This window comes from Flavobacterium sp., from assembly GCF_049318325.1.
Classification (GTDB): Bacteria; Bacteroidota; Bacteroidia; order Flavobacteriales; family Flavobacteriaceae; genus Flavobacterium.
The window spans coordinates 1-11,906 of sequence record NZ_JBMOGQ010000065.1 but is presented as its reverse complement, the minus strand read 5'-3'; the positions used below and the strand labels follow the sequence as shown (position 1 = coordinate 11,906).

Annotated in this window: 11 protein-coding genes and 1 pseudogene; 8 read left to right on the top strand and 4 right to left on the bottom strand. The window is 33.9% G+C overall.

All coding sequences use genetic code 11. From position 1 onward, the window contains the following. Positions 1-279 (top strand): annotated as a pseudogene (locus ACOYLP_RS07235) (serine hydrolase); the annotation flags it as partial. 28 nt (positions 280-307) lie between these two features. Here the strand turns inward: ACOYLP_RS07235 and sufD are convergent. The 4 genes from sufD to ACOYLP_RS07215 all read right to left on the bottom strand — a co-directional run bounded on the left by sufD (position 308) and on the right by ACOYLP_RS07215 (position 4,284). Beyond that, complete coding sequence (gene sufD, locus ACOYLP_RS07230; protein WP_422855514.1) at positions 308-1,624, bottom strand: Fe-S cluster assembly protein SufD; 1,317 nt, start codon at positions 1,622-1,624, stop codon at positions 308-310. A gap of 69 nt (positions 1,625-1,693) precedes the next feature. After that, complete coding sequence (gene sufC, locus ACOYLP_RS07225) at positions 1,694-2,443, bottom strand: Fe-S cluster assembly ATPase SufC (RefSeq protein WP_422855513.1); 750 nt, start codon at positions 2,441-2,443, stop codon at positions 1,694-1,696. A gap of 47 nt (positions 2,444-2,490) precedes the next feature. Further along, positions 2,491-3,939 (bottom strand): Fe-S cluster assembly protein SufB, encoded by a 1,449-nt coding sequence (gene sufB / locus ACOYLP_RS07220; protein ID WP_422855512.1) that lies wholly within the window; start codon positions 3,937-3,939, stop codon positions 2,491-2,493. A gap of 15 nt (positions 3,940-3,954) precedes the next feature. Continuing rightward, on the bottom strand, positions 3,955-4,284 hold the full coding sequence (locus ACOYLP_RS07215) for a HesB/IscA family protein (protein ID WP_422855511.1): 330 nt from the start codon (positions 4,282-4,284) through the stop codon (positions 3,955-3,957). 142 nt (positions 4,285-4,426) lie between these two features. Here ACOYLP_RS07215 and ACOYLP_RS07210 point away from each other — a divergent pair, with 142 nt between their 5' ends. The 7 genes from ACOYLP_RS07210 to ACOYLP_RS07180 form a co-directional block, all read left to right on the top strand. Further along, a complete protein-coding gene (locus tag ACOYLP_RS07210) occupies positions 4,427-5,287 on the top strand; it encodes an MBL fold metallo-hydrolase (protein WP_422855510.1) in 861 nt (286 codons plus the stop codon). 65 nt (positions 5,288-5,352) lie between these two features. Then, positions 5,353-6,915, top strand: coding sequence for a S8 family peptidase (locus ACOYLP_RS07205; RefSeq protein WP_422855509.1), 1,563 nt, complete (start codon positions 5,353-5,355; stop codon positions 6,913-6,915). Positions 6,916-6,961: 46 nt separating this feature from the next. Further along, the gene (locus ACOYLP_RS07200) at positions 6,962-8,848 is read left to right on the top strand and encodes a M1 family metallopeptidase (protein WP_422855508.1); all 1,887 of its coding nucleotides are present in this window, start codon (positions 6,962-6,964) and stop codon (positions 8,846-8,848) included. A gap of 73 nt (positions 8,849-8,921) precedes the next feature. Next, on the top strand, positions 8,922-9,329 hold the full coding sequence (locus tag ACOYLP_RS07195) for a hypothetical protein (protein WP_422855507.1): 408 nt from the start codon (positions 8,922-8,924) through the stop codon (positions 9,327-9,329). A gap of 2 nt (positions 9,330-9,331) precedes the next feature. Next, positions 9,332-9,715 (top strand): ribonuclease P protein component, encoded by a 384-nt coding sequence (rnpA, locus tag ACOYLP_RS07190; RefSeq protein WP_422855506.1) that lies wholly within the window; start codon positions 9,332-9,334, stop codon positions 9,713-9,715. 55 nt (positions 9,716-9,770) lie between these two features. Then, positions 9,771-11,408 (top strand): S41 family peptidase, encoded by a 1,638-nt coding sequence (locus tag ACOYLP_RS07185; protein WP_422855505.1) that lies wholly within the window; start codon positions 9,771-9,773, stop codon positions 11,406-11,408. A gap of 1 nt (position 11,409) precedes the next feature. Further along, a partial coding sequence (locus ACOYLP_RS07180; RefSeq protein ID WP_422855504.1) for an OmpA family protein occupies positions 11,410-11,906 on the top strand: 497 nt, incomplete at its 3' end.

Here is an 11,906-nt window from a genome sequence, read left to right as displayed (position 1 = left end):
GGCAATTGGAATGGAGAACAACTTTTTGATGCGAGTTGGGCGAAATATGTTGCCACACCAACCAATGGTTCCAACGGAAAATACGGCGCTCATTTTTGGCTCAATGCCAATGGAGATTTTCCAGATGTTCCAAAAGATTTTTACCGATGTAGCGGTTACCAAGGGCAAATGGTTGCGATTTTCCCTAGTCAAGATATGGTTGTAGTCCGAATGGGATTAAGTGAAGAATTTGATTTTAATGGGTTTTTGAAGGAAGTAGTAAAGAGTTTAAAAAAGTAAAAAAGGCTGCCATTTGACAACCTTACTTTTATAAATCAAACCCCAAATTCACTCCCAATTTAGTGGCAATGATTTTGGTGATACGTTGCTTAAGTTCCGGTATTTTTATGCTTTCTATCACTTCATTAGTAAAGGCATACATCAATAATGCTTTAGCTTCTTTTTTGGGAATACCACGTTGTTGCATGTAGAACATGGCGTTTTCATCCAACTGACCGATGGTACATCCGTGGGAACATTTCACATCGTCTGCAAAAATTTCCAACTGTGGTTTTGCGTTTATGGTTGCTTTGTCGCCTAATAAAATGTTATTATTTTGCTGAAAAGCATCCGTTTTTTGCGCTTCTTTTTCCACAAAAATCTTTCCGTTGAAAACTCCGGTTGAGCTTCCCGCTAAAATGGTTTTATAATTTTGGTGGCTTTCACAGTTTGGTGTTGCATGATTCACCAAAGTATAATGATCAACGTGTTGTTTATCACCAATAATGGTAATTCCTTTTAAAGTCGAATCAATTCTTTCTCCAAAATGGTAAAAATTCAAATTGTTTCTTGTGATATTTCCACCAAAAGAAAAGGTATGAACCGAAACGCGGCTTTCTTGCTTTTGAGAAATATAAGTGTTGTCAATCAGATTAGCTGATTGCAAATCGTTCTGGATTTTATAGTAATCGACAATCGCTCGTTTTCCAGCAAAAATTTCAGTAACCGAATTCGTGAGCACCGGGTTTTCATTTAACGATTGATGTCTTTCGATGATTTGAACATGTGCATTTTCGCCAACAATGACTAAGTTTCTTGGTTGTAACATCATAGCGTTTTCAACTCCGGTAGAAAAATAAATGATTTCGATTGGTTTTTCAACAACCTTGCTTTTAGGAATATTTATATACGCGCCTTCATTTGCAAAAGCGGTATTTAACGTAGTCAAACTTTCGTCTTTGCTGGCAATTTTATTAAAATATTCTTCAATTGCTATTTTGTATTTTGGTTTGTTCAATGCCGAAGACATCAAACAAACATCCAATCCTTCGTGAGTTGTAGCTGACAAAAAGGAAGAAAATTTTCCATCTACAAAAATGACTTTGTGTGTGTCGATTTCGTGCAGAAAATATTTTTTTACAGCTGCAAATTCGACAGTATTTTCGTGTTTTGGAAAGACTGAAAAATCATTTTTAAGAATAGCATTCAGCGATGTATACTTCCAGGCTTCCTCTTTTTTGGTAGGGAAACCTTTATTTTCAAAGTTTTTTATAGCTGAAGTGCGAACGTCGTGCAACTCATTATGCACATCTATGCTCTCTTCGAACGCCATAAAAGACGAGATTAATTTATCTTTTAGTTCCATAATTTTAGTTTGCAGTCGCAGTTTGCAGTCGCAGTCAATACAGTAAATACTGATAACTGAGACTGAATACTATTGCACTTCCGCTTTAATCCAGTCGTATCCTTTTTCTTCAAGTTCGTAAGCCAGTTCTTTTCCGCCTGATTTAACGATTTTTCCATCCATCAAAACGTGAACGAAATCCGGAATGATATAATCCAATAAACGTTGGTAGTGTGTGATTACAACAACAGCATTGTCTTTGCTTTTCAGTTTGTTTACACCGTTGGCAACAATTCGCAACGCATCGATATCCAAACCAGAATCCGTTTCGTCAAGAATGGCTATTTTTGGTTCTAACATCGCCATTTGGAAGATTTCATTACGTTTCTTTTCTCCACCCGAGAAACCTTCGTTTAACGAACGTGACAAAAACTTTCTGTCGATTTCTAATAATTCTGATTTTTCACGAATTAATTTAAGCATTTCATTAGCCGGCATTTCCTCTTTTCCGTTTGCTTTTCTGGTTTCGTTTATAGCTGTTTTCATAAAGTTCGTTACCGAAACTCCAGGAATTTCAACCGGATATTGAAACGAAAGAAAAACGCCTTTATGTGCTCTCTCTTCGGGAGCTAAATCTGAAATATCTTCACCTTCTAGAAGAATTTCTCCTTCAGAAACTTCATATTTTTCATTTCCGGCAATGATTGATGCTAATGTGCTTTTTCCGGCGCCATTTGGTCCCATGATTGCGTGAACTTCACCAGCATTAACCACGAGATTAATTCCTCTTAATATTTCTTTATCTTCAACACTTGCATGTAGATTGCTAATTTTTAACATTTTATTCTTTTATTTTAACCAATAAGGTATTAAGATTCATTAAGTTTTTATCCAACACTTCCTTCTAATGATATTTCTAACAATTTTTGCGCTTCCACAGCAAATTCCATTGGCAATTTATTCAATACATCTTTACTGAATCCGTTTACGATAAGCGCGATGGCTTTTTCGGTTGGGATGCCACGCTGATTGCAATAGAAAACCTGGTCTTCACCAATTTTGGATGTCGTTGCTTCGTGTTCGATAATAGCAGATGAATTTTTACTTTCAATATACGGAAACGTATGTGCTCCACAATTATTTCCCATTAACAAGGAATCACATTGCGAGAAGTTACGAGCATTGCTTGCCCTGGCGCTTATCTGAACCAAACCTCTGTAGCTGTTTTGTGATTTACCAGCTGAAATTCCTTTTGATATGATAGTAGATTTGGTGTTTTTACCCAAATGGATCATCTTAGTTCCAGTATCGGCTTGTTGATGATTATTGGTCACTGCTATGGAATAAAATTCACCAATTGAATTATCTCCTTTTAAAACTACTGATGGATATTTCCAAGTAATGGCTGAACCAGTTTCTACTTGTGTCCAAGATATTTTTGCGCTTTTCTCGCACAAACCTCTTTTGGTTACGAAATTGAAAACGCCACCTTTACCTTCTTTGTTTCCGGGATACCAGTTTTGAACTGTAGAATATTTTATTTCAGCGTTGTCTAAAGCGATAAGTTCAACAACTGCAGCGTGCAATTGATTTTCATCACGACTTGGAGCGGTACATCCTTCAAGATACGAAACATAACTTCCTTCATCAGCAATTAAAAGTGTTCTTTCAAATTGACCTGTTCCGGCTTGATTGATACGGAAATATGTTGATAATTCCATAGGACATCTAACCCCTTTTGGAATATAACAGAAAGAACCATCAGAGAAAACTGCCGAATTTAAAGCGGCATAAAAATTATCTTTTTGTGGCACAACCGTTCCTAAATGTTTTCTGACTAATTCAGGATACTCTTTAATTGCTTCAGATATGGAGCAGAAAATAATTCCTTTTTCGTTTAGCGTTTTCTTGAATGTTGTGGCCACAGAAACCGAGTCAACTACAATATCCATGGCGATATTGTTCATCTTTTTCTGTTCGTCTAATGAGATTCCTAACTTTTTATACATTTCTAAAAGTTCCGGATCGACATCATCTAGGGTTTTGTTTGGATCAACCTTTTTGGGAGCAGAGTAATAAGATATTGCCTGAAAATCTGGTTTTTCATAATGAACATTAGCCCAATTTGGTTCAACCATTTCCTGCCATGCACGAAAAGCTTCTATTCTCCAATCGGTCATCCATTGTGGCTCTTCTTTTTTCAAAGAAATGGCTCTAACTATATCTTCATTAAGGCCAATAGGAAATGTATCCGATTCAATATCGGTATAAAATCCATATTCATATTCTTTACTTTCGAGTTCAACTTTTAAATCGTCCTCTGTATATTTTGCCATTAGTTCGTTTGAATTTTATAGTGAAAAAGATTCCCCGCAACCACAAGTTCTAGATGCATTCGGATTGTTAAATACAAATCCTTTTCCGTTTAATCCGCCTGAGAACTCTAGAATAGTTCCTGCCAAATAAAGGAATGATTTTTTCTCTACAGCAATTTTTACGTGATTATCTTCAAAAACTTTGTCGTTTTCACCTAGTACTTTATCAAATTTAAGTTCATACGACAAACCTGAGCAACCCCCACTTTTTACACCCACGCGAACATAATCTTTGGCAGCATCAAAACCGTCTTCCTGCATCATCGAAACGATTTTTTTACTAGCGTCATTAGATACTTTTATCATTTTATTATTTTGATTTTGTCTAAATTAAGCGCAAAGTTACTACAATTATACTTTTTTTCAATAATCTATAACATTTTTATAACGAATTTAGATATGGAAAAAAATGATTTTTAATTCTATAAATTTGTGAAAAGATTTAAAAATGAAAATATATCCTATAGAAGCCGGAAATTTTAAGCTTGATGGAGGCGCAATGTTTGGAGTGGTACCAAAAACTATTTGGAATAAAACCAATCCAGCTGACGAAAATAATATGATTGATATTGCCGCAAGATGCATGCTAATTGAAGACGGCAATCGATTAATTCTAATTGATACCGGAATGGGGAATAAGCAATCCGAAAAGTTCTTTGGTTATTATTCATTATGGGGAAATCATTCTTTAGATAAATCTTTAGCAAAATATGGTTTTCATAGTAATGACGTTACCGATGTTTTTATGACGCATTTACATTTTGACCATTGCGGCGGAAGTGTCAATTGGAATGCAACCAAAACTGGTTACGAAGTGGCGTTCAAAAATGCCAAATTTTGGACTAATGACAATCATTGGGAATGGGCAATTAAGCCTAATGCTCGTGAAAAAGCATCTTTCCTTTCAGAAAATATTTTACCTTTACTAGAAAGCGGTCAACTGAATTTTATTAAAAGACCTGAAAGCGATTTTGGGATTTCAAACGAGTTGGGTTTCGGTATCTTTTACGTAAATGGTCACACCGAAAAAATGATGTTGCCACATATTGAATACCAAGATAAAACCATTGTTTTTTGTGCAGATTTGATTCCAACAGCAGGTCATTTGCCAATACCGTATGTAATGGGTTATGACACCAGACCACTTTTGACATTGCCAGAAAAGACTAAGTTTCTTAATGCAGCTGTAGAAAAAAATTATTATTTATGGTTAGAACACGATGCTTACAATCAAATAATCACCGTTGAGAACACCGAAAAAGGCATTAGAATTAAAGAAGTTTTCAGCTGTGAAGATATCTTAACATAGTGTTAATCCTTCCTGTAACTATAAAAAACATTTTATTTTTACACCAATTCAATAAATTTAAAAAAATGAAGTTTATAAAATTTCTTTTATTGTCAATGTTTACATTGACCATGTCAGCTCAAATAGTTGCTAAAAAAGCACCATTAACCGATCAAGAACTTAAACGCTGGAGTCATCTTGATTTAGAAAAAGATTCTATTCCAGGAATGAGCGTTGACAAAGTGTACTCTGAATTTTTAAAAAACAAAAAAAGCACAAAAGTTATTGTCGCAGTTGTAGATTCTGGTGTTGATATTGATCACGAAGACTTAAAAGCCGTAATCTGGACCAATAAAAAAGAGATTCCAAACAATGGAAAAGATGATGACAAAAATGGTTTTGTTGACGATGTTCACGGATGGAATTTTTTAGGCGAGTCAAATAATGAAAATCTTGAAATGACACGTGTTTTGAAAAAAGACGATGATGGTTCTGAAGTCTATAAAAAAGCATTAGCTGATTATACAGCTAAACTTTCGGAAGTAAAAGATTTAAAAGAAAATTTAGATGTTTTACTGAAAGCAGATAAGGCAGTACGTGAAACTCTAAAAAATGATAACTATACTGTTTCTGAACTAAAAGATATGCCTTCCGTTAAATTCGATTTGTATAATGCCAAGCGAATCATGTTGGCTTATGCTAGTCAAAATGGAGATTCTTTTCATGATGATTTAAAATCTTATCAAGACTATGTTTATGATCAATTAGATTATAATCTTAACAAAGATTTCAATGCAAGGAAATTGGTTGGAGATAATCCAGAAGACATTAATGACAAAAAATATGGAAACAATAAAGTGTATTCTAAAGAACGTAAAGATTCACTTCACGGAACTCACGTAGCTGGAATTATTGCTCAAGGAAGAGATAACGGACTTGGTGGTGATGGGGTTGCAGATAATGTAGAAATAATGCCTATTCGTGCTGTGCCAAATGGTGATGAATATGACAAAGACATTGCTTTAGCTATTCGTTATGCGGTTGACAATGGCGCTAAAGTAATTAATACTAGTTTTGGGAAAGACTATTCTCCTCACGCTCAATGGGTATATGATGCTATAAAATATGCCGCAAGTAAAGATGTTCTGATTGTTCATGCGGCTGGAAATGATTCTAAAGACATTGACACAGAGCCAAACTTCCCAACAGACAATGTTGATGGGAAAGAGATTGCAGATAATGTTTTAACGGTTGGTGCTCTTAATTATGAATACGGAGAAAAAGTAGTTGCTAATTTTTCAAACTACGGAAAAAGAAATGTAGATGTTTATGCGCCGGGTGTAGAAATATATGCTGCCATTCCTGATAATAAATATAAATACCTTCAAGGAACTTCAATGGCTTCGCCAAATGCGGCTGGAGTTGCTACTTTAATTCGTGAATATTATCCAAATTTAAAAGCGGCTCAGGTAAAACAAATTTTAATGCAATCGGGAACAGCATTAAATCTTGAAGTGATTGTTGATGAAAAGAAAATCCAAATTCCTTTTTCTAGCGCATCAATTTCGGGTAAAATAGTTAACGCATATAACGCCTTGAAAATGGCTGAGGAAATGTCAAACGCTATTAAGAAAACGCCTAAATTATAAATCAATAAGGAAGTGTAAAACCTTCCTTTTTTTATTTCGTTTCAGCATGAACAATAAACTTTTATTTTTATTTATTTTACTGGGTATTAATTCCTGTTTTGCACAATCCAAAGGATATTGGCAGCAAAAAGTAGATTACGCCATGGAAGTATCTATGGATGTGAAAAACTATCAATATAAAGGAAAACAAAAACTAATTTATACGAACAATTCTTCGGACACGCTACGCCGTGTTTATTATCATTTATTCAATAATGCATTTCAGCCCGGAAGTGAAATGGACATGCGTTCTCAAACAATCGCTGATCCAGACGCAAGGTTTATGAACAAACTTAAAGCTGCTGACGGAAAGGAAATTAAAGAAAGTAGAATTGCTAAACTGCAATCTAATGAAATTGGCTATTTAAAAATATCTAATTTTAAGCAAGATGGTGTTTCTGCTAGTACTAAAGAAGTTTCAACCATTCTTGAAGTGACTTTAGCTAAACCAATTCTCCCAGGAAAATCTACAACATTGACTCTGGATTTTGACGGACAAGTACCTGTTCAAATTCGTCGATCTGGCAGAAATAATTCGGAAGGAATTGAATTTTCTATGGCACAATGGTATCCAAAAATGGCCGAATTCGATTTTGAAGGCTGGCATGCTGATCCTTATATTGCTAGGGAGTTTCATGGTGTTTGGGGTGATTTTGATGTAAAAATTACTATTGATAAAAATTATATTCTTGGTGGAAGTGGTTATTTAGAAAACAAAAATGAAATTGGTTTTGGCTATGAGGAGAGCGGTAAAATTGTAAAAAAAGATCCGAAAGCAAAAACGTTAACTTGGCACTTTGTAGCTCCAAATGTTCACGATTTTACTTGGGCTGCCGATAAAAACTATCTTCACGATGTAGTCAAAGGACCAAACAATGTTGACTTGCATTTCCTGTACAAAAACAATCCGAAAATTATTGAAAATTGGAAAAGTCTTCAGCCGATAATGATTACTGTAATGGATTTTTATAACAAAACTGTTGGCGATTATCCATACAAACAGTATTCATTTATTCAAGGCGGCGATGGCGGAATGGAGTATGCTATGTGTACGCTAATGTTAGGAAGCGGATCATTAAATGGTTTAGTTGGAACAGCTGTTCATGAATTAGGCCATTCCTGGTTTCAACATGTTTTAGCGTTTAACGAATCCAAGCACCCTTGGATGGACGAAGGATTTACCAGCTACATTGAAGATATTGCGATGAATGAAATTTCGGTTAAAAAAGCTGAAAATCCTTTTGAAAGTTCTTATAAAACCTATATTAAACTAGTAGAATCGGGCAAAGAACAACCATTGTCAACTCATGGTGACCGATATGATGAAAATAGAAGTTACAGCATAGCTTCCTATGTGAAAGGCGAACTATTTCTTTCACAATTAGAATATATCATTGGCACAGAAAATACAAGAAAAACTTTGAAACGTTTTTACAACGACTTCAAATTCAAACATCCTACGCCAAACGATATTAAACGAACTGCAGAACGTGTTTCTGGCGCAAATTTAGATTGGTATTTAACCGATTGGACGCAAACTTTGAATACTGTAGATTATGGAATTAAAAATGTTGAAAGTGCAACTGACGATGTCCAAAGAACAGTTCTTTCTTTAGAAAGAATCGGCAGAATACCAATGCCAATAGAAGTTTTGGTTGAATATACCGATGGCACAAAAGAGAGTTTTTATATTCCGTTGCGAATGATGAGTTTTGAAAAAGAAAATCCATATCCGGAAATTAAAAGAACTGTTTTGTCGGATTGGGCTTGGGCTAATCCAAATTATTTCTTTGAAGTTCCAAAAGCAAAAACTTCGATTAAAAAAATTACCATTGACCCAAGTGGTTTGATGGCCGATGTGAAAAGAGACAACAATCTTTATGAAGTGAAGTAAATTGAAAGGCAACTGAAAGATTGTCTTTTTACGAATAGAAATTGTAAATTTACCACAATAAAATTTTTGAAAAATGAAAGTTATTCAACTTCTTATCGTTTGCCTTTTTTTGAGTTTTGGAAGCATTGCTTCGGCTCAGCCAATTCTTTTTCAAGCCAGCAGTGTAAGTTTTACAGATAAAAAAGAAAACGGTCAATGGAACGAATGGTCTGATTTTGTTGATGCTAAAGTATTGATAACCATTGATGCAAAAAAAGATTTGATTACGATTAATTCTTCTGAGGTACAGTCATTCAAAATTAAAGCTTATGGTGAAATTACAGATAACGATGACGTAAATATTGTTCCTTTTGAATGCGTAGATAATAAATTTTCAAAGTGTAATATCTTAATCATTACCAAGAAAAAAGAAAACAACAGGGTGCAATTTTACATCACATACAATGAAGTGAAATTTGTTTACAATATCTACTTAAAATAACAATGGATTTTTCTTATCCAAAAGCTGAAAAACTCAAAAGCAAAAAAATTATCGATTTACTTTTTACCGAAGGCAAATCAGTGAGTAAATATCCGTTGCGTTTGGTTTATTTAAAACATGATTTTGAAGAAGATGTGCCTCTAAAAATTGGCGTTTCGGTATCAAAAAAATATTTTAAAAATGCAGTTGATAGGAATTATTTCAAGCGCATACTGCGTGAATCTTATCGATTGAATAAAACTCTTTTAATTGAAAATACAGATGCTAAATATTGCTTTATGTTTTTTTATCAAACCAATGAAAAGTTATCTTATCAGGAAATAAATCAAAAAACCATCCAACTTTTTGAAAAGTTTGTTAAAATTCTTAAAGAAGAAAAAGCATAACACAAAATCTCTAAAGTTATTTACTATATTCGTTTACTTGTAAAAAGAAAAGACCATGTTCAAAATAGTTAAAAAAAGATATTTTATTCCGTCAATTTTGAGTGTTTTTCTCTTAATTGGCGTGAGCTTTAAAGATGATTTCTTTGAAATTTCAAAACAAATTGAAATCTTCACCACGCTTTTTAAGACGATTAATCAAAACTATGTAGACGATACAAATCCCGCTGAATTGATGGACAAAGCCATCAAAAGTATGTTAGCCGATTTAGATCCGTATACCAATTATTTCAACGAACAGGATGTTATCAAATTCAAAATAAATAACACCGGAGAATACACCGGTATTGGGGCCATGATTACCCGAAAAGAAGACAAGCTCATTATCAAAGAACCTTACAAAGGATTTCCGGCAGACAAAGCAGGTTTAAAAGCTGGAGATGAAATTACTCAAATTGGCGATGTGCTTTTGGCTGATTTCAAAGACGATGCTTCGCAATTGATGAAAGGAGCAAAAGGCACTAATATTAAAATTAACTATTTACGCCAGGGAAAACCAATGTCAACACAATTGATTCTGGATGAAGTTGCTGTAAAAGCTGTTCCTTTTTACGGAATGGTTGATGGTAAAACCGGATATATTGTATTGTCTCAATTTAATCAAAAAGCTTCGTATGAAACTAAAGAAGCATTAGAAAAACTAAAAGATGAAGGTGCTACACAAATTGTTTTAGACTTACGTGGAAATCCAGGAGGATTGCTCAATGAAGCCGTTAATATTTGCAATCTTTTTGTGCCAAAAAACGAAATCATTGTAACTACAAAATCGAAGAATTCCAAATACAACAATACTTATAAAACTAACAAAGACCCAATTGATACTGAAATTCCATTGGTGGTTATTGTTGATGGTAAAAGTGCTTCAGCTTCCGAAATTGTTTCCGGAGCTTTGCAGGATTTAGACAGAGCTGTAGTAATTGGAAGTAGAAGTTTTGGAAAAGGATTGGTGCAACGACCAATTGACTTGACTTATGGTACGCAAGTAAAAGTAACCATTTCTAAATATTACACCCCTTCAGGAAGATGCATTCAGGCGTTGAATTATTCGCAAAAAGATAAAAATGGTAAAGCCATTAGAACAGAAGAAAAGAATTTTAACGCTTTCAAAACCAAAAAAGGAAGAACTGTTTATGATGGTGGTGGTATTTTACCAGATGTTGTTCTAGAAAACACCAAAACAAGTGCCATCGCAGAAGCCTTGCAAAAAAATGATGGAATTTTTAATTATGTAACTTACTACTATTACAAAAATCCTACACTTGGTGATAAAATTCCAACCCTGACTGATACGGATCTGAATGATTTTAAGGCGTTCCTGAAAAGAGAAAAAATAGCATTTGATACTGAAACTGAAGTGGCTTTGAAAAGCACTTTAGAAAAAGCTAAGAAAGAAAATGTCGATGCTGCTATTGCTACTGAATACCAACAATTGCTTTCCGCTTTGGAAAAAAGTGAAGAAACATTAATCGATAAAAACCAGAAAGAAATCAAGAATTTAATTTTGGACGAAATCATTAAACGATACCAATACAAAGAGGGGTTATATCAATATTATATCAAAAATAATTTTGAAATTAAAAAATCTATTGAAGTTTTAAACGATAAATCACAATATAATTCTATTTTAAAAATTTAAAATGAAGTTATTGAAGTTTTTACCAATTTTGTTTTGCTTTGCTCTTCAGGCACAGGAAGAAGTTGTTCATTCTGTATATTTTGAATTTGACAAATTTTCTTTGAATGAAAAAGAAGTAAATGAAGCCATAGATTTTATCAAAAAAACGGATTCTACTCGTATTGAAGATATTCAAATTTTTGGTTACACTGATGATGTTGGAAAAGATGCCTATAATTTTAAGCTTTCCACAAAAAGGGCAAATGCCATTCAGGAAAAATTCATTGAAAACGGTGTCAAAAGTAAAATCATTGTGACTATTGAAGGTAAAGGGCGAATTTTGATTGAGGATGACATTGTAGAAAATCTTCCGGAAAAGCGTTCAAAAAATCGGCGAGTTGATGTTGTCGTTCATTTAAAACCTTTACCAAAAATTGAAATTCCTGGTTTTTACAATACAATTCAAAAACATCACGTTATTGGAGACCACATTTATTTGGATACTATTTTATTTGAAAG